The organism is Alistipes sp. AM16-43, assembly GCF_003435745.1.
GTDB lineage: Bacteria > Bacteroidota > Bacteroidia > Bacteroidales > Rikenellaceae > Alistipes > Alistipes onderdonkii.
Genome location: NZ_QTUQ01000002.1, coordinates 560381 through 580882, shown reverse-complemented (window position 1 = coordinate 580882; position 20502 = coordinate 560381). Strand labels below are relative to the sequence as shown.

Genomic DNA, 20502 nt, shown 5'->3' with positions numbered 1-20502 from the left:
TGTAATAAATTTTGTATCTTTAGCGCAAATTTCAGGCCTATGGCACAAAGGAAAAAGGCGGGCGTCAGCCCGAAAACGATAAAATGGATATGGGGGGTGGTCTTCGCACCCTTTGCGTTGCTGGCGGTCATGTTGCTGCTGACGGCCCTGGGGCTGTTCGGGCGCATGCCTTCGTTCGAGGAGCTGGAGAACCCGCGCAGCAACCTGGCCACCGAAATCTACTCCGAGGACGGCAAGGTGATCGGTTCCTTCTTCGTGCAGAACCGTTCTTATGTGCAGTACGAAGACCTTTTCCCGGCCGATTCGGCATTCCACATCCGGCTCGACGGGCATGACATGCCGCCGATCGTCGCGGCGCTGATCGCAACCGAAGACGCCCGTTTCCGCACCCATTCGGGGATCGACATCCCTTCGCTGGCACGTGTGGCGGTGAAAACCGTGCTGTTGCAGAATACGTCGCAGGGCGGCGGTTCGACCATCACGCAGCAGTTGGCCAAGAACCTTTTCCCGCGCGACACGGTGCGCAACCGGGGGCGTATCGTCCGTTCGTCGAAACTCGTCGTGTCGAAACTCAAGGAGTGGATCACGGCGCTGAAGCTCGAATACAACTATACGAAGGAGGAGATCGCCGCCATGTACCTCAATACGGTCGAATACGGCTCGAACGCCTATGGCATCAAGTCGGCGGCGCAGACCTTCTTCAACAAGGAGCCGCACGAATTGAACGTGCAGGAGGCGGCCGTGCTGGTGGGGGTGGTGAACGCCCCGACGCGGTATTCGCCCGTGCGCAACCCCGAGAACGCCCTCGCGCGGCGGAACCTGGTGCTTTCGCGCATGGAGGATGCCGGGGCGCTGACACGCAAGGAGCGCGACTCGATCAGCGCCCTGCCGATCGTGCTCAACTACAAGCCCGTGTCGCATAACGAGGGCACGGCGACCTATTTCCGCGAGATGCTGCGCCTTGTGATGAACGCCGAGCGCCCCAAGCGCAACCAGTTCTACACCGAATGGGATTACGACCAGGCCGTGAAGGAGTACGAGGAAAACCCGCTCTACGGCTGGTGCCGCAAAAACCGCAAGGCCGACGGTACGCCCTACAACATCTACCGCGACGGGCTGAAGATCTATACGACGGTCAACTCGACGATGCAGAAATATGCCGAACAAGCCGTGCAGAAGCAGATGCAGAGCGTGATCCAGCCCCGTATGGACGCGCAATACCGCAATACGAAGACCCTCTTCATCGACGCGACGCGCGAGGAGCGGGAGCGGATCATGCGGCATGCCATCCGTTATTCGGATCGCTACCGCGAGATGGAGGATGCCGGGGCGAGCGCGAAACAGATCATGGCGGCGTTCGACAAACCCTGTTCGATGAAGGTCTTCACGTACCGGGGCGAGCGCGACACGCTGATGACCCCGCGCGATTCGATCCTGCACCACAAACGGATCATGCGCGCGTCGTTCGTGGCGCTCGATCCCCGCACGGGGTATGTCAAGGCGTATGTCGGCGGCCCCAACTTCCGCTATTTCAAGTACGACATGGCCAAGCAGGGCAAGCGGCAGATCGGATCGACCATCAAACCCTTCGTCTATACGTTCGCCATCGACCACCTGGGGCTGACGCCCTGCACGATGGTGCCGAACCTGCCCGTGACGATCGAGACGGCCAACGGTACGGCCTGGTCGCCCAAGGAAGCGGGCAAGGTCGAGTACGACGGCGTGATGCACCCGCTGCGCTGGGGGCTCGCCCGCAGCCGCAACAACTATTCGGCGTGGATCATGAAGCAGGCCAAGCAGCCCGCCGCCGTGGCCGACTTTATCCATAACATGGGCATACGCAGCTTTATCGACCCCGTGCCGGCACTCTGCCTCGGTTCCTCGGAGTCGAACGTCTTCGAGCTGGTGAGCGCCTTCTCGACCTTCGCCAACGAGGGCGTGCATACCGATCCCATCTTCGTGACGCGCATCGAGGACAGGCAGGGCAACGTCATCGCCAACTTCATCCCCCAGTCGCAGGATGCCGTGAGCGAGCGCACGGCCTATACGATGCTGACGATGTTGCAGGACGTGGTCAACTCGGGTACGGCCGGGCGGCTGAAATGGCAGTTCGGGCTCAACGACATGGAGATTGGCGGCAAGACGGGCACTTCGAACAAGAACCGTGACGCATGGTTCATGTGCGTGGCGCCCAAACTGGTGGCCGGAGCCTGGGTCGGCGGCGAAGACCAGGCCGTGCATTTCGTGGCGGGCGGCGAGGGCAGCGTGATGGCGCTGCCGATCGTGGGCGACTTCATGAAACGGGTCTATGACGACGGGCGCCTCGGCGTGAGCCGCGCCGACCAGTTCATCCGCCCGGCGATGATGCCGCGCTACGACTGCGACGAGGAGGTCGACCCCGACGAACGCCCTACGGAGCCCGGGATCGCCGAGGACGACAATTTCTTCGATTGACAGGGTTGCCGATGGATATGGCGAAGGGGCGGATCTCAGATCCGCCCCTTCGCGTTTTTTCCTGCGGGGAGCCTGCCGGGAGACATCTTTACGGGATGTCCCGCCGTGCAGCCTGCCCCGGGTTACTCTTCGGCCCGGAAGGGAACCTTCACGTCGTGGGGCATGGTAACGGCAGTTGCGGCCTGCCGTTCTTCGATGCCCATTGCGTTGGCTACCGAACGTCCCGACGGCCCGTAGTCCGTGGATTTGCGTACCATCGTGTAAGGCCCGACGAAGAAATCCTGGTAGGTGTAGGGATCCATGGCCTGCAAGTAGTAGTTCGACCCGTTCTTGACGTTCCAGAAGTCGGCGGACACGATCGTGAACGTACCGCCGCCGGAGAGCGAACCCTCACGGCCCGTGATGTTGCCCTTGCCTTCCCCGTCCGGTTTCGCGTAGAGCAGGTACGCACTCGTGTTGAGCAGCCCGTAGGCGTTTGTCTGGTGGTTGAGGATACGCGGGAGCAGCGTCAGTGCCCCGCCGTCGCCGAGCGTGCCGACCTCGCGTTTGAACAACTGGAAGCCTTTGGTCGAACTGACGTAATTCGCATCGACTTCGTAGTCGTCCTTGATGACCGTATAACCCCATCCCCGTACGAGATAGGTGCCGTCGATCGTCCTCGGACGGATTTCGATGTCGAAGCTGTACGCGGTCTTCGATTTCTCGGACGAGGTCGATGTGACAGTCCATGTACCCAGCCATGCCTTGTACCCGTCGGCCATCGTATCCGGCAGTGTGCCCGTCGTCACGCTCTGGCGGAATATCTTGGTCGTTGAGGCCATGGTCGTTGCGTCGATACCGAAACCGACGAGGATATATTCCGCCTGGTCGTACAGGTAGTTGAACGTGAGTGTTTTCTCACCCGAGTAGAGGTCGCCGGCCGCAAGCAGGTCGCAGATCGCGTTCCGCAGTTGCTTGTCGGTATAACCTGCGATCTCCGAAGGCAGGAACGCCGCCACGTAGTAAGTGTCGGAATTGGATGGGGTTACAGTCACTTTGACCGTATTGAAGGTCGTTTCGACCGCCCCGTATGTGAGGATATTGTCCGAGGTAACGGGTTTGGGGCCCGAAATGATGAACGAATCGTCCTCGTTGGCAAAATAGTACTCCTCCTTCAGATCGAGCTTCTGGGCTGTGACTCCGTTGATCGTCAGCGGTTCGTACAGCTCGATGCCGGTCTTGGTGTAGATGAACGGCGCGGCGTAGCTTTCGATGCCTTTGTCGGTTTCCTGCCTGATCGTGAGGTTCCGGTAGAGGAACTTGCCCTCCGAGGTGGTGATACACTCCAGCGAGTCGCCCTTGACGACGCAGACATAAGAGGGGAACTCCATGTCCGAGGCAGCGTTCTTGTATGCCTGCATTTCGGATGCCCAGTCGCTGGTTTCCAGCGGCGTGAGGGTGTAGAGGCTTCCCGATTTGACACCTCGCAGCATCACCTTTTCGGGTGTTGCGCTCAGGACAGTCCACAGGTAGTCGCCTTCCAGCCCCTTGTAGTTCGACCCGTACCCGTCCGGATTGCGCGGGTGGGCGAAATAGTTGATCAGCTCGTTTTTCGTGTCGATCGCCAGCGTGGGACCCGCTTCCTGCCCTACGGAATAGAGGCTGGTGGCGGTCGTCGACGCGCTTTCGATCTCCGAGCTGACGGTTACCGTGCCGTCGTCGAATTTGAAGAAAAGGTTGAACCCCCCGAAGGTCTGTGTGGGGTTGGGGTAGTATTTCACGGCCCAGCCGTTCTCCGCGCCTTCGAGCACGGAGATGGCGTTCTTGACGGCCTCTTCGATCCGGGCGCTGGCGCTTTTGTCAAAATAATCCTCCTCCTCTTTCAGGCACGAACTCAGCACCAGGGGGAACAGCCCCAGAAGTATTATCGCTAATTTTTTCATGGCTCAGTTTTTTTTAGTTAGTCGTCGAGGGATTCCAGATCCATGTCGGGGACTTCGTCCGCACGGCGCAGTACCGACTCGCGCAGTTCGTCGATGTTGATGTTCCAGCTGTTTTGCAGGTAGTTGCGGACGATCTCGAATTTCTGGTTGATGATGGCCGCACCGTCGGCGCCGGCCGTCGTGAGCAGTTTGTCCCAGGCTTCCTGCGGGCGGGTGACGTAGATCGAGATCAGTTCGACGAAGTCTTCCGTATCTTCGGAGCCTGCATAGCGGCTGATCAGCCCGACCTGGAGTGCCGAGGCATCCGTCTTGTAGGTATCCCAGCAGGAATCGCCCACATAGAGCGTTCCGGTGATCTCCTTGAAGTCGGTGGTATAGGGCTTGGTCTGGTTGAGGATGTGCCCGAACTCGTGGTGGATCGTCTTGAAGTAGTTCGTGCTGGCGTCGATCGTGGCTATTTGCAGGGCGTCCACATTGAAGAGCGTGATCTTCTTGCCTCCTTCCGCCGTGCCGAGGATGATCGAGCCGTTGCTCTTGTAGGCCGGCGAACCGGTGAGGAAGATGATCTTCGGGAAATAAGCACGGATGAAGTCCCGGCTGCCCGTCACTTCGTCATAGGGCTCAAGGCAGAGTGCGATGACCAGCTTGGCCAGCGCGATCGACTGGTTGTAATCGGCGGGCGTCAGGTAGTAACCCATGCTCGACTCGATGTCCGTGTAGCGGTATTGGAATTCGATGTTGTAGGGCGCGAGGTAATGCCTGTCGAGCCAACGGTCGAAATCGTTTTGCACGACTTGCGGCGGCTGGATCACGCTCGTGGAACTCAGGTCGTCTTCCGAGCAGGCTGCGAGTACCGCGGGGAAGAGAAGCAATACGAGGAAATATATGAGGTTCTTTTTCATAATCGAAAATCATTTTTATCGTTTTTACCGGGGGTTGGCCGTCAGTCCGGCGGCGATGACGTCGGGCGGCAGTTGCAGGCAGCGGCGCGGGTCGCGGTTACCGCCTTCGTCGGTCATCGTGTCGGTCACCTTGACCAGAGTATCCTCGTCCTGGTCGATCAGGCGGCGGTAAAGGGTGATTCCGTAGCGGCGGGTGTCGAACCAGCGCATGCCCAGGTGCATGAATTCGATGCGACGCATGAAGAGAATCGCATGGATCATGTTCTCCTGCGTGCCGGGGTCGATAACGAAGCCCGGGTTGAGTTTTTTCTTGGCCGTACGATACATGTTCTTCAGGTCGTCCTCGGGTTTTTCGGGATCCTTGGGCGTCATGTCGTAGCCCAGGGCATCTGCCCATTTGTTGATCGACTCTTCGGTCAGTTCTTTGTAGTAAGAGGCGGTGAGCTGGTTCTGCGCCCACATGTTCATGTCGGCCAGGGCGGCCGGATAGTCCTTTTTCATGATATAGGCCTCGGCACGGTTGAGCAGCGCTTCGTCGCCGCTGGCCACCACGAACAGCGAGTGGGTGAAGCCGATGGCCTGCACGGGGTCGGAGTATTCGAAGAGGTACGGCACCCGCGGAAGCAGGTAGCGCCCTGACCCGTATACCCATGTGCGGAGCTTCCAGCCGTACTTGCTGCCCAGGGGGCTCATCGTGGTCGCGGATGTCTCGATCGTCTCGTAGGCGGCGATCGACTTGCCGTGCGTGTAACGGTTCTGGCTCCCGTAGTTGCAGAAAATCGCGCCGGCATTGGAAAGTCCCGTCGAGATAAGGTAGTTGGCCTTCAGCGACGTGGAGTTGTACGCTTTCGAAATGTCGTTCAACGGGTTGCGCGGGAATGCGGCCAGGTAATCGAGGTCGCGGAGCTGCGATTTGGGATCCGACCCGAGCGCCATGCTTGCGTATTTGATGGCGTTGTCCCAGTCCTCGTGGAACAGGAAGACGCGCGATGCGAAGCAGCAGGCGGCCTTGTAGTTGAAATGGTACTTGGGAGCCGAGTAGATCGCGTCGTCGATGAGCGGGATGCCGGTTTCGATGTCCTCGATCATCTTTTCGTAGACCCCGGCTACCGTTCCCCGGCTGTATTTCGGGTTCAGCTCGGTTTCGGCGTGTTCCATATAGGGTACTCCGAGGTCGTCCGGGTGGTTGGTGTTGTAATGCATGCAGAACATGTTGACCAGTACCCAGTGGGCGTATGCGCGGCAGATGAGCGCCTCGCCTTTGGCGGCCTGGAGCTTGGCTGTCTTGGCACCGCCCAGTTCCTCGATGGCCGCGAGCGCCTGGTTGGCCGCGGCGATCGCCGTATAGGCATCGCCCCATACCGCGTTGGGGTTTTCATTGGTTTCGACCGAACTTACTTCCTGCCAGTTGTAGAGCTCTTCCTGAAGTTGGTTGTAACTCTTTATCGAACCATAGTCGTCGACGTTGTCCGACGAGAACTCGGCGCACATGTTATAAGTATTGTCCGGGTAGGCCGACACCAGCATCTTGACGACCTTTTCTTCGGTATCCAGTTCGGCGCGGCTGTCGGGCATCTTGTCCAGGAAATCGTCGCATGACGCGAAGGCAATGGCAGCCAGCGCGAGGCCGAACGTATAGAATATGCTTTTTTTCATCTTGTTGTTCTCTTTGAAGTGTTAGGGACTATAAGCCGATGCGGATGGTCAGCGTGAACTGGCGGGGAACCGGTGCCGCGACACCTCCGGTGTTGAAGAACTCCGGATCCTGTCCGTTGAGTTTCTTGTCCGCGTAGATCAGGAAGAGGTTGGTCGCCTGAAATTTTACGGAGAGGCTCTGGAACTTCAGCTTCGAGATCAGCTTTTTCGGGAAATCGTAGGTCAGCGATATTTCCTTCATGCGGATGAAGTCGCCTTTGGCGATGCGAGCCGTCGAATAGTTGTAGGCGCTGTAAGCGCGCGACAGGTTGTTGTTGTCGTGGTACATGCGCTGGGAAAGGATCGTCGGGATGTTTGTTTTCTTTTCGTCGCCCGTTACCATCCAGCGGTTCTTGAATTCGCGCGGCATAGCCGTGAGATCCGAATAGTAAGACTTGAATACGGGGTTGAGGCGCACCACGTTGCCGAACGAGTAGGTGATGAAGACGTTCAGCTTGAGCCCTTTCCACTGGAAGACGTTGCCGAACGACCCCATGTCGGTTGGGTCAACCGAACCCGAGTACTGGAGGAAAGAGAGGTTTTCACGCTCCTGGAAGTTGATGCCGGTCGTCGAGACGTCGCCGTTCTGGTCGAGGAATGTCGGGAGACCGATCTCGTTCAGCCCCATGAAGGGGATCGAGAAAAGCGACCGTACGGGGTAGCCTTCCAGCGTGAACCCGCTGCCCGCCACCAGATCCATCACGCGCACCGAGGTCTCGAGTTTGCTCACCTCGTTGTGGATGTGCGAATAGATGAAGTCGGTCGTCCAGCTGAAATTCTTGGTTTTGATGTTCTTGGTCGAAAGGCTGATTTCGATGCCGTTCGATTTCATCTCGGCGACGTTGCCCTTCTTCTTGATGATACCGCCGATGCCCTGCGTTGTCACGTCGCCGATCAGGTCGAAGTTGTTACGTTTGTACCAGTCGACTACCAGGTTGATGCGGTTGTTGGCAAAGCCCATGTCGGCCCCGATGTTGAGCTCGTGTTTCTTCTCGTAGGTGAGCGACGAGTTCTCGAGGTCTTCGATCTTCAATCCCGATTCGCCGTCGCCGGCCGACGGCCTCCAGGGGGTGTAGGCGTTGATCACCACGCGCGAGTTGGTCACCGTCGACGGGCCGCGGTCGGCAGTGAGCGAATAGGACGCCTTCAGCGACAGGTGCGACAGCGCGGGCTGTGCCTTCTGGAACCAGGACTCTTCGTGCAGGTTCCATGCGCCCGAAATATTCCAGGTGGGCAGCCAGCGCGACTTGCGCGACTTGCCGAGCTTGTTGGTGCCTTCGTAGCGGAACGTGCCGTTCACGGTATAGCGCCCTTTGTAGGAATAGGTGCCGTTGAAGTAGTAGGCGTTGTTGCGGTAGTAGGTGTCGCCCAGCGTGTAGTATTTAGACCCTTCTTCCTGTCCCTTCTTGAAGATCCGGTAGTCGTAGAACGGCGTCATGCCCATGTCGTATTGCAGGCCCCAGCCGCGGAACCAGGTGTTGTGGCGGTCGGCCGAGTTGACCTCCATACCCGCGAACAGGTTGATGATGTGGGCGTTCTTGATCGTCGTGTTGTAAGTCGCCGTAAGACGGAAGTCGTACGAGTACATCTTGCGGTCGTCACGTTCGTAGATGCCGCCCACCGGCAATACGACCTCTTTTACGGCATAGGGGTTGTCGGGATCCTTATAGAGGAACGGGTTGTTGTTGCGCACGGTCGTCGGGGAGTCGGTGCGGTAGGCCGTCGCCTGGTTCGATTCGTCGGTAATGTGGTGTTCCTGCACCGTCGCGTTGTATTTCACGGCGGCCAGCGCAGCCAGCTCGAGTCCCTTGACGGGCTCCCACTTCAGTTCGGCCTGGAATTTCGTGTCCACCACGTCCAGATCCATGTAGTTGGCATCCAGTTCGTGGAGGATGTTGAAGGGGGCGTAGTTGCGCGTGTAATAGGCGTCTTTGTCCAGCGTACGCGAGGTGTTCATGGCGTACGAATAGGGGTTGATGTCGAAGTCGCGCTTCACGGTGCCCGTTACGGCGTCCGTAGTGCTGGAAAGCGTTCCCGGCGCTTTCTGTTTACGGTAGGACGCATTCGAGATCAGGTTGAGGGTGAGGTTGTCCAGAATGTTGTAGGTCGCGTTGAGGTTGGCCGTGTAGCGCGAAACCTTGCTGGTCTTCGTCCATCCCGGGTCGTACAGGGCGCTCAGCGAAGCGTAGTAGGACGATTTCTCGGTTCCGGAAGTGAGGCTCACCGAGTGGCTGTGCATGATATTGTTGTTGAACAGCGCCTGGAACCAGTCCGTATTGCGGTATTCGGCCGAACGCAGATAGCCTGTGATCGCTTCGGGCGTATTCTCCATCAGGGAGGCGGAGATCAGGTTGTACATCCTGCCGTAAACGCCGCTCTCGGAACGGTTGGCCGTTTCGGCGAGGTTCAGCCAGCCCTTTTTGCGCATCTCTTCGTAAACGGCCATCTGATCCTGCGAATTCATGATGTTGAATTCGTTGTACGAGGGGATCATGCGGTAGGTGAACTCACCGGTGTAGTTGATGCGGCTGACGCCTGCACGGCCTTTCTTGGTGGTGATGACGATGACGCCCGCCATGGCGCGTGCGCCGTAGATCGAGGTGGCGGAACCGTCTTTGAGGATGTTGAAACTTTCGATATCCTCGGCATTCAGGCCTGCGATGGCCGAAGAGATCAGTGTCGTGGCGTCGCCCGACGAGAGCGCATCGGCGTCGATGTCCACCACGTCTTCCATAATGATGCCGTCGACGACCCACAGCGGTTTTGAGCTTCCGAAGATCGACGTGGCACCGCGGACGCGGATCTTGGGTGCGGTACCGAATGTACCGGAAACATTCTGGACGGAGACACCGGCCGAACGGCCTTCGAGGCCGCGGCTGATGTCGGCCATGCCGGAAAGTTTCACGTCATCGGCGACGAGCTGGTCGGATGCCCCGGTGAAGAGGCGCTTGTCCGTCTTGGTCATACCCGTGACCACGACTGCTTCCACGGCCTGGGCATCGGGTTCGAGCTTTATACGGACATTGGGGGTGATGGCTATTGTCCGGGTCTTATAACCCACATAGGAAACCTGTAATTCCCCCCCCCGGCGGGAAGGTCTTTGAGTACAAACTCACCATTGACATCGGTCGAAGTGCCGAGTGTCGGGCTGTCTTTCACGATCACGGTCGCCCCGATTACCGGGGTGTCGTTCTCGTCGACAACGGTACCCCTGACCGTTCTGGTCTGGGCCGACGCTGCCGCCATGAAGAAGACTGCCATCAGCGATAGGAGGATCTTTCGTCTCATAGGCAATAATTATTAATTAAAGGATTAAGTATGGGGGCCTTTGCAGGCCGGGTTTGAAAACGAGCAAACATTCCCTGTACGGAGACGGGAGCGAGTTCCGTGTACGGTTCGCAGAGATTGCAGCGTGCCGGAAAGGTTGCTGGCGGCGGTTTGCCGTGGCAAACGGATTTTCCGGGAGCCGCAAATTACGGGATCGCCTGTGTGGGCAGGTTTCCGTAAGCAGACATTCGTAGAGTTGATGGAGGGTGCCGAATCCGGGGCAATGAACCGTCCGGGTGTTTGCGAAGCAGGATGGTCGGCAGTTCGACTGTGGCCGTTGAATACCGGAGGATTCGGCGTGGCGGAGAGTGTTCCCCTTTTATTGCCTTTATATTAAAGGTCCCTTATATACAAGGTTGTTTCCGGCGAAAATACGGAAGGCGGCCTGTGCCGCCGGACAAATCTGGCACTTAAACACTTTCCGCGAATCTCCCGTGCGGAGCGGCAACGAGTAGAAATTTTTCATGGCTTCCAGATTTTTGATGGGTGTTCTGTCCTGCCGGTAAATTTTTAGTATATCCGGTTATACAAAATTATGTTTTTGTATCCTTTGTGGAGTATGAATTCATCTGAAAATAGTATGATTATATATCGGAAATGCGGTTGTTGTGCCCTGATTTATTGCCGATTTGCTTTCTTTTCCCTATTTTTACATGGAAACGGAGTATGTTTTTATCTAACCGTCTTATGCACCTGAGGTATCTGTTGCTGGTCGCCGTGTGCGTCGCGGTACCGGCGTTGTCCCAGAATATTTGCCGTATCTCGCACCGCGAGGGGTTTTCGAATTGTTCCATCCTCTCGCTTGCGCAGGATGCGGACGGATATGTCTGGGCCGGGAGTTGTGACGGACTGAACCTTTGGGACGGGCATTATGCCCGGAACTTCCGGCTTTCCGGTAACCTGGTGCAGGAGATCGTCGCTACGGACGACGGCTACCTGTGGGTGCGCACCAACTATGGGGTCGACCGGGTCGATGCACGGGCCCGAACCGCCGAACTGCATGCCGACTTCCCGCGTGTTTACCAATATACGGCACGGAGCCGTGACGAGGCGTTCTTCCTGTATAAAGGGCGTTTGTACGGGTATGTCGCCTCCGAGTCGCGTTTCGAACCGCTCTGCGGAGTCGATGCCGACGATGTATTGCGCATTTGCCTCGACCCGGACGGGGTGCTCTGGTTCGTGCGGCGCGACGGCATGGACTGCGCTCCGGTAGTTTATGACGCCGAGGGGCGTGCGGTGCTGGGGGCGTGGAAACACATTCCGGTGCGCAACGGTATTTCGTTCGTCCGCTATGACGGTGACCGCACGGTCTATTTCGTCGACGGTGCGGGCCGCCTCTGCCGTTTCGATACCGAGCGGCAGTTGACGTCGGCCATCTGCGGGCTCGCGCAGGAACTGGAACGGCGCGGGGAGCTTGCGGCCGTTATCCGCGACGGGGACGACTATGTATTGGCGTTCGAAATGGGCGGGGTGTTGCGCCTCCATGCTTCCGGGTCGGAATCTGGGGGCTATACGCTGCGGGAGATAGATGTCGCTTGCGGCGTTTTCTCGCTGCTCAAGGATCGGAACCAGGATATCGTATGGATCGGGACGGACGGCAGCGGCCTGCTCCGCCAGTCGGCCGGGGATATCGCGGTACGCTCCATAACCTATGACATGCTGCCTTACAAGCTTACCAAACCGATCAAGGCGCTGTTCGTCGACGAGCGCGGCAACCTGTGGGTCGGGACGAAGAACGACGGGATCCTGTGCATCCGCGATTTCTATGCACAGCGGGCGTTCGGACGGGAAAATACCCGGAATTTTATAGCCGAGAATACCGCCCTGCGTAAGAATTCAGTCTATGCCTTTGCCGCGAGCCGGCGGGGTGTGCTGTGGATCGGGGGCGACGGCGGGGTGTGCTTTTATTCCTACGGCGACGGACGCATCCATGCCCTGGCGGGCTGTGAGCAGTTGGCGAATGTACACGGCTTGCATGAGGATGCTGCCGGGGTGCTGTGGGCGGCAACGATCGGTAGCGGAGTATACCGCATCGAGCTTGCAGGCCACGCAGGCGCCCCCGTTGCCCGGCTGGCCGAGTCCGTGGATCTGGGGAGCCGGGAGCGGAGCCGGAATTTCTTTTTCTCGTTCTGCGAGGAGTCCGATTCGACGTTGTGGTTCTGCAACCACGGCATCGGGGCGGTGCGATACCATAAATACGCACGCCGGGGCGAGGTGATCCCGCTGGACGGACGCCGTGGGTTGGCCGCGAACGACGTGACGGTCGCCGTGCGCTGTTCCGACGGGACGCTCTGGTTCGGAACGGGGTGCGGCATGGGGTGTTACCGCCCCGGGGAAGGGGCGGTTGCCGTCGAGTTCGCCCACGACCAGTTGCAGGCCGGGGTGATTCACGGACTGCTGGCCGATTCGCTCGACAATGTCTGGGCCGCCACGAATGCCGGGATTGTCCGCTATAATCCGGCTGCGCACCGTTCGGTGGCCTATGGCGCTTCGTACGGGCTGGAGGTCGTGGAGTTCAGCGACGGTGCTTATTTTTACGACCGCCGTGCCGGGAAGCTGCTGTTCGGCGGCATCAACGGTTTGGTCGTGGTCTCGGGCGGCGAGTCGCTGCACCGGGGGTATATGCCCCCGGTGCGGTTTCGGGATGTGACCATCGACGGCACGGATCACAGCATTTCGAAGCTGATGCGCAAGGGCAAACTGGTGCTTACCCACCGGCAAGGGGCTTTCGGTCTTTCGATCGTGGCGCTGGACTATATCAACGGCGGCAACTATTCGTACCTGTATAACCTCGAGGGGTTCGACAGCCAGTGGAATGACAACCGCCATAACAACCGGCTGCTTTTCGCCAACCTTCCGCCCGGCAATTATTCGCTCAACGTCCGCTACCGGAACAATATGACCGGGGAGCTGAGTCCCGTAGGCCGGCTGGCGATCCGGGTGTTGCCGCCGCCCTATGCTTCCGCTTGGGCATGGGTGGTGTATGGTACGGCCGCGTGTGTGTTTGCTGCGTTCACGGGGCGCTATCTGGAGCGCCGCCGCCGTGAACGCATGCACAGGCGGCAGGCGCTTTACGACCAGCACTCCAAAGAGCTGCTCTACGAGTCGCGTATCCGTTCGTTTGCCAGCCTGACCAACGAACTTTCGGTGCCGCTGACGCTTATCAACGGTTCCTGCCAGCAGATCCTGGAGTGCGGGGCCTCCGACGGCTTCGTGCTCCGGCAGGTGGGATTCATTCATCGCAATGCCCTGAAATTGAAAGATCTGACCTGTTTGCTTAATGAGCTCAGGGCGGCCGGGGCGGCGGATCGTCCCGACGACGTCGAGCTGCTCGATGTCACCCGGATGTGCAACGGACTGGTGCAGACTTTTGCCGAGTATGCCGAAACACACAAGGTAGGCTACCGTACCGAGGTGGGGGAAGGTATGCTCTTCCCCTCGGCGCGCGGTACGTTGAGCATGGTGCTGAATATCGTGCTGTCCAATGCCTTCCGGCGCTCGGAGACGGGCGGGGAGGTTTTCTTCGGTGTATCCGTTGTACAGGATAGGCTGCGGGTCGTGGTTTCCAATCGTGGGGAGGGCGTAGACCTGGGGCAGATCGAGTTCCTCTCCGACCGTTACCGGCTGCTGGACTATCTGGAAAGCCGCGGCAAGGGCGGCCTTTCGCAGAAAGGGGATATGGAGCTGGCGATCTGCCACAACCTGGCCGCGAAGCTGGGCGGGGAGTTCCGGATCGCATCGGAAGGCGACGTTACGACTGTCACGTTGTCGTTTCCCGAACTGGAGATCGCCCGGGTAACGCAGCCAGTCCTGCAGGTGGACATGGCTTCCGACCGGCAGTTCGGGATGCCCGGCGCCCCGGCTGTTTCCGCCGTAACCTCCCGCGATGCGTTGCCGACGATGCTCGTGGTGTGCGAAGACCCCGACATGGCTTCGTTCCTCGCGCAACTCTTCGCCGGCGCCTATGACCTTAAGGTCATGGGAGAGCTCGGGCAGGCTGCGGAGCAACTGGCAGCGTTGCGGCCACAGGTCGTCATTTGCAGTGCGGTGACGCTCGATCCGGCCATGACCGGTGTGATCCGGCATATCCGCAGGAGCAGGCACATGGCACAGGTGCCGGTCATCCTGCTGACGTCGGCCTCGCGTTCCGGGATGAAGATCGAGGGACTGGAGTCGGAGGTGGACATCTGCCTGGCCTTCCCCTTCGACATCGCGCACCTGAGAAACGTCGTGGGGCAGTTGCTGCGCCGTTATGAATCGCTGAAGGATTACGGCCGTTCGGCATACAGCGCGTTCGACCTGGCGCAGGGGCACCTGCTCCACAAGGAAGACAAGGTTTTCCTGGACAGGATGCTCGAGATCATCCACGGCAATATCCTCGACACGTCGCTTTCCACACAGTTCATCGCAGACCGGATGGGGATGAGCCTGCCCAACTTCTATCGCAGGCTGGGGGGCGTGACCGATCGAACCCCGGCCTGCATCATCCGGGAATACCGGCTCGGTCTGGCCGAACAGCTGCTGGTGACCACCCGGCTGTCGATCGACGAGATCATTTACAAATCGGGTTTCTCGAATCGCAGTACTTTCTTCCGGGGGTTCGTGCTCCGTTTCGGATGTACGCCGAAGGTGTACCGCGAACAGAAAGTCCGTGAGGCGATGGAAACGGATGCAGGGCCGGGCACAGAGGCGGGAGTGGAAGCCGAGACAACCTGAGGTGGCTGTTCATCCTGCCGGCCGCGCGTTTCGCGGCGGGGCGGGGCCGCGCTTTTTTGTTATTCGGCCCGAAATCGCTATATTTGCCTCCGGAGTTTCCGTGTACGGTTCGTCCGAGCGGGAACGATGGTCATTTTTTAACGATATCAACATGAAAATTGCGATTGTGGGCGCCAGCGGGGCTGTGGGCCAGGAATTTTTGAAAATTTTGGAGGAACGCGACCTGGGGATCGACTCCCTGTTGCTGTTCGGTTCGGAACGCAGTGCGGGACGGACGTACAAATTCCGCGGAGAAGATATTACCGTCAAGCTGTTGCAGCACAACGACGATTTCAAGGGGGTGGATTTCGCCCTGACGTCGGCCGGTGCCGGGACATCGCGCGAGTTTGCGGAGACGATCACCCGGCACGGAGCCATTATGATCGACAATTCGAGCGCCTTCCGCATGGATGCCGATGTGCCCCTGGTGGTGCCCGAGGTCAATCCCGGCGATGCGAAGGACGCTCCGCGCCGCATTATCGCCAACCCCAACTGTACGACGATCCAGATGGTCGTGGCGCTGAAGGCGATCGAGGATCTCTCGCACATCCGCCGCGTACACGTTTCGACCTACCAGTCGGCCAGCGGGGCGGGAGCCGCGGCGATGGACGAACTGGTCGCGCAGTATGCCGAGCTGGGCGCCGGCAGGCAGCCTACGGTCAGCAAGTTCGCATTCCAGCTGGCCTACAACGTAATTCCCCATATCGACGTGTTCACCGATAACGACTACACGAAGGAGGAGATGAAGATGTTTCACGAGACGCGCAAGATCATGCATTCGGACATCGCCGTGTCGGCGACGTGCGTGCGCGTGCCGGTGATGCGTGCCCACTCGGAGAGCATATGGCTCGAGACGGAGCGTCCCGTGTCGGTTGCCGAAGCCCGCGAGGCTTTCTCCAGGGCACAGGGCGTGGTGCTGATGGACGACCCGGCGGGCAAAGTTTACCCGATGCCGCTGTTCATCGCGGGCAAGGAGCCGGTATACGTGGGGCGTATCCGCAAAGACCTGACCTGCGAGAATGGCCTGACGTTCTGGTGCGTCAGCGATCAGATCAAAAAAGGGGCGGCGCTCAATGCCGTGCAGATATTGGAGACACTGGTCTGATGGCCGGAAATTTAAAAAACAGGAAAAGGGGAGACTGCGGGTCTCCCTTTTTTTCATACCTTTGTTCCCGGCGTAAAGTTCGTGCCCTATGGAATCCAAGTTTTCAGCCCGTATCGCTGAGTTGCCCGGCCCGGTGTGGGTGTTCGGGGCTTATGTCGTTTCCCGGCTGGGGGAGTGGGCGTTCGGGCTGCTCATGCAGTTCGTTTCGGGCTCGTGGCGGCTGGGCGGCGGCACGGCTTTGATGTTCCTGATCCCTGCGGCCGGCGTGGCGCTGCCCGTCTGCGTGCTGTGGGGCTTGGTCGGCCGGAGCCCCTACGGGTTGTCGCTGGCGCGCTGGTATGCCGGGCTGCGTGTGGTGTTGCATTTCGCTGCGCTGCTCATGCTGCTCTTTTCCGGATACGATCCGCATCTGTACGGAGGAACCGAAATGTTTATCCGGGGCATTGCCCGGAATGTCGTATATGGTGCCTTGTGGTTCTTCTTCCTGCTTTATCTGGAGCGCTCCCGTGCGCTGGATGCCGCGATGTCCGGGGAGCGCTGCGACCTGCCTCTGTGGTGCGTTGCCCTGATGGTCGTGGTGTTGGCGCTGGCGATGTAGGGCGTGCTGCCGGAGCCCTTGGCACGGGCGTGTGCGTTTTATTCTGCCGGCGATCGGAGACGGCTCGTTTCCGGGTCTTCGTATGGCACATTTTGGGCCTGAAGTTAGCGAATTAGAATTTTTTATTGTAATTTAGGGTCGCGACAGTCCCGAAAAAGAGGTGCCGAAGTTGTATTTTTCGAATATATTCACTATATTTGTGATACATACTGACTAACACGGAAAGTGTAAGTTTATTCTCGAGTGGTAAATCTTGCAAATTAATACTGAGAAGAGAATAAGCCGGCATTTCTCCGCGTCTTATCCGTTTACGGATATAGGCGTGGGACTGTTGCTTATTTTATTCTCGAGGTTTTGCAAGAACCTTCCCACTCTGAAATATAGCTACAGCACCACGCTTTCCTTTTTTTTAATTTTACATTTATTGCTTAGTTCCCAGGTGCGGGGGACTGTAGGAGCTATGTCCCATCATAAAGCATGCGATTCCTAACCCTTTTAATCTCAGCTATATTTATGAAAAACTGTTTCAAAACCGTTTTGGCCGCTGTGGCCGTGCTTGTTTGGCTGGGCGCCTCTGCCCAGGACGATCCTTCGAAGGAGACTGTCATCATCAATCCTTTTACGCACACCTCCGCTGTCAGCCAGGCAGCCTGTGACAACATCCGGGCGGCCGTCCTGTCGGGTTTTGCCGACCGTGGCCGTTTCCACATCGTCGACGCACTGACCGACGGTACGCTGTCGAAACTCTATGCCGACCGCAACGTCGAGGACGTGGTGAACGATGCTAACTGGAAGAGCGAAAGCGAAGCCGCCTACAAGGCGTTGGGCGCCAAGAAGGTCGTCATCGGACAGGCCAACAACGTTTCGTTCTCGCAGTTCAAGTCGGATATCGACGGCAAGATGTACAACAAGGCCGAGGTGACCTATTCGCTGAAGGTATATAACATTGCCGACGGCGCCATGATCGGTTCGGAAGACCTTTCGGTTTCGGGTATCGACGCCGATTCGAAGGACGGTGCATTCAACGACGCGATGAAAGACCTCCGCAAGGGCATGGTCGGGTTCGTGGACAAGCATTTCAAGTTCGAGACCTATATCCTCGAGCTGGGCGAGGCCGACAAGAAAGGCCGCGTCAAGGAGCTCTATATCTCGGGCGGTACGGAGATGGGCGTTGCCAAAAAGACCCGTTTCAAGGTATTCCTGGAGCGTAAGATCGGCCCGAAGGTAACCAAGTCGGAGATCGGCACCATCGTGGCCGTCGAGGTGATGGAAGGCGTTACCAAATGCCAGGTCGCTTCGGGCGAGGATGCCATCAAGGAGAAATTCAACAACGGCGACAAGCTGGTCGTCATCCTCGACAAGCAGGGGACGGCGGCGGGCGGTTTCTTCAAAGGGCTCGTCGGTGCATAAATTTACCGCATATAATTCTTCTGGAAACGATCTCCGGGGTGTCGCTGACGGTACCCCGGGGATTTTATCCGTTCAAACTTAAAATATTTATCAGATGTTTAGGAAGTCCGTATTGTCAGTCATCGTTGTTCTCTTGTCGGCGCTTTTTCCCGCCTCCGCACAGAATTATACGACCGATGCCATCCTGAAACGCACGACCGGAAAGATCGCTACGCTGGAGTGTTCGGGAATCGCCCGCACGAAGAAGGAGGCGATCGAGATGGCGAAGAAATCGGTGATCTACACTTATTTATATAACGGTATAGACGGCCTGAACGACAACAAACCCCTGTTGGGCAGCAAACCCTCGGCCGGAGCGGCCCAGTATGTCGGACAGTTGCTCGGGACGACCCGTTATGCCAACTACATCCGCAGCTGCACCATCGCCGACAAGACCAACAAGACCGCCGCCAAGGACATCCAGGTCTTTGCGACGATCGACCTCTACACCGAATCGCTCGAGCGCGACCTGGTCAACAACGGTATCATCGGGCGCAATGCCGCCGATATAGCGCTCTCCGAAACCCAGGAGATGATCGCCATGCCGACGGTGATGGTCGTGCCCTTCCGCAAGAGCGGCCAGTCCTACGAAGAGGCCATCCGCGACAATTCGGATATGCGCATGGCCATTTCGAAGGTCAACGAAGGTTTTATCAAGCAGGGCGTGGAGACCAAAGACCTGCTGACGTCGCTCAATAACGCCAATACCTATCAGGTGCGCATGGGCGACGGCATGTCGCTCGACGATGCGATCCTCATCAACTCGGGTGCCGACGTCTCGGTGAGCGTCGATATCAACCAGGATGTGAACGACGGCGGGGTGCGCGTGTCGCTGACCCTGCAGGCGATCGAGATCGCCACGGGCAATACGCTGGCCACCAAATCCGAAATTTCGGGGCGCAAACGCACGACGGCCGACGTGCTGTGCGGCGTGATGGCGCAGGCGATGGTCGGCGACTTCATGAAGCAGATATCCACACGCATGGCGACCAAGATTTCGACCGGGCAGAGCGTGGCCGTGCGCTTTACGATCGACCCCGGATCGGCCATCAACATGGATACCGAGATCAACAACATCATGCCGTTGTCGGACATCCTCGTTTCGTGGGTGAAGCGCCATGCCAAGAACGGCAAGTACCATACGCAGGGCCGCACGAGCACGCTGCTGGCCTTCAGCGATATTTTTGTGGACAACTCCATGGAGGACGGGATGCAGTCGGACGTCAATGATTTCGCACTGGCGCTATACCAGTACCTCAAGGGGCTGAACCTCTCCGTGTCGCGTACGATCACGGGTAATTCCATCGACGTAATCATCTACTAAACAACAGACCATGAATCTGCTTCGTAAACTATCGTTCTCGCTGGTGTTCGTGCTGGCCGCGCTGTCGCTCCGGGCCCAGGCCGTAATCGACCTCTCGGCCTATATCGACGACGAGACGACCGCGCAGCTCGGTGACAACAACGCCGCGGCCCTCAAAAACAAGATCAGCAAGATCATCACCCGCAACGGCATGGCCGATGCCGCGGGGCTTTTCGTCGTCACGCCGACGCTTACAATCACCGACGACGGGGCGGTCGATACGGGGATGACCACGCTGCACGTGCTGCGTGCCGACCTGACCCTGTCGGTCAAAAATCTCTTCGAAGATACGGTTTTTGGCAGCCAGACCATATCGCTCCAGGCCAATGGCAAAAGCATGGAAGCCTGTATGCGGTCGCTGATCAATAAGGTGAACGTCAACGACGCGCGTTTCGCCAAGCTGATCGGTGACGTGCAGCAGGGCATCGCCGACTATTATACGCGCCAGATGCCGAAGATACTCGCCAAGGTCAACTCGCTCGTCGCCCGTGAGGAGTACGAGGATGCGATGGCGGCGCTGGCCGTGATTCCCGAGAGTGTCGACGAATACGAGGCGGTCGAGGAGCTCAAGGTGCAGGTCTACGACAAACTGCTCGCCGGCGAGGTGACCCGTGCCGTTGCCCAGGCCGATATTCTGGTGCGCCAGGGCGATATCGACGGGGCGCTGGAGTTGTGCCGTGCGTGCAACCCCGTGAGCCCGAACTACGGCGAGGTGATCCGGTTCCTCAACCGCCTCGATGCGCAGGCTGCGGCGGCCGAAGCCGCGGCGATGGAGCAGGAGTTGCGGAAAATGGATGCCGAGGCAATGCGCGCGCGGACGCAGCAGGAGGCTGCCGTCGAGGCGCAGAGCCTCAAGGCCGAGCGTGCCGAGTCCTCTGCCAAGAAGGGCAAGTCGCTGGGCGAATGGCTCTTCGGACTCTGACCGAACGATT

General features: G+C 58.5%; 10 protein-coding genes and 1 pseudogene. 7 read left to right on the top strand and 4 right to left on the bottom strand.

What is annotated here, in order from left to right:
* The first annotated feature begins 39 nt into the window (after window positions 1-39).
* Entirely contained in the window at window positions 40-2454 is a 2415-nt protein-coding gene (locus tag DW189_RS05580) for a transglycosylase domain-containing protein (protein ID WP_117507141.1), read from the top strand.
* A 122-nt stretch (window positions 2455-2576) separates the two neighbouring features.
* Here the strand turns inward: DW189_RS05580 and DW189_RS05575 are convergent, their stop codons facing one another.
* The 4 genes and pseudogenes from DW189_RS05575 to DW189_RS05560 form a co-directional block, all read right to left on the bottom strand.
* On the bottom strand, window positions 2577-4376 hold the full coding sequence (locus DW189_RS05575) for a DUF4302 domain-containing protein (protein ID WP_022332564.1): 1800 nt from the start codon (window positions 4374-4376) through the stop codon (window positions 2577-2579).
* 17 nt (window positions 4377-4393) lie between these two features.
* Window positions 4394-5278, bottom strand: a complete 885-nt coding sequence (locus DW189_RS05570) for a putative zinc-binding metallopeptidase (protein WP_117507140.1) — start codon at window positions 5276-5278, stop codon at window positions 4394-4396.
* Window positions 5279-5302: 24 nt separating this feature from the next.
* Window positions 5303-6934: a RagB/SusD family nutrient uptake outer membrane protein gene (locus tag DW189_RS05565; RefSeq protein WP_055210793.1), complete on the bottom strand. Its 1632-nt coding sequence runs from the start codon at window positions 6932-6934 to the stop codon at window positions 5303-5305.
* A gap of 28 nt (window positions 6935-6962) precedes the next feature.
* Window positions 6963-10261, bottom strand: a pseudogene (locus tag DW189_RS05560) (SusC/RagA family TonB-linked outer membrane protein).
* A gap of 726 nt (window positions 10262-10987) precedes the next feature.
* Between DW189_RS05560 and DW189_RS05555 the strand changes: the two are divergent.
* The 6 genes from DW189_RS05555 to DW189_RS14410 all read left to right on the top strand — a co-directional run bounded on the left by DW189_RS05555 (window position 10988) and on the right by DW189_RS14410 (window position 20492).
* Window positions 10988-15016 carry a two-component regulator propeller domain-containing protein gene (locus DW189_RS05555; RefSeq protein WP_162508138.1) on the top strand — a complete coding sequence of 1343 codons (4029 nt, stop codon included), beginning with the start codon at window positions 10988-10990 and terminating at the stop codon, window positions 15014-15016.
* Between the two features lie 151 nt (window positions 15017-15167).
* Entirely contained in the window at window positions 15168-16160 is a 993-nt protein-coding gene (locus tag DW189_RS05550; RefSeq protein ID WP_022332557.1) for an aspartate-semialdehyde dehydrogenase, read from the top strand.
* An 88-nt stretch (window positions 16161-16248) separates the two neighbouring features.
* Window positions 16249-16758 (top strand): hypothetical protein, encoded by a 510-nt coding sequence (locus tag DW189_RS05545; RefSeq protein ID WP_117507138.1) that lies wholly within the window; start codon window positions 16249-16251, stop codon window positions 16756-16758.
* Between the two features lie 546 nt (window positions 16759-17304).
* Entirely contained in the window at window positions 17305-18168 is an 864-nt protein-coding gene (locus DW189_RS05540; RefSeq protein WP_130065215.1) for a hypothetical protein, read from the top strand.
* 94 nt (window positions 18169-18262) lie between these two features.
* Entirely contained in the window at window positions 18263-19531 is a 1269-nt protein-coding gene (locus DW189_RS05535; RefSeq protein WP_022331863.1) for a DUF6175 family protein, read from the top strand.
* A gap of 10 nt (window positions 19532-19541) precedes the next feature.
* Window positions 19542-20492: a hypothetical protein gene (locus DW189_RS14410; protein ID WP_162508139.1), complete on the top strand. Its 951-nt coding sequence runs from the start codon at window positions 19542-19544 to the stop codon at window positions 20490-20492.
* Window positions 20493-20502 lie beyond the last annotated feature (10 nt).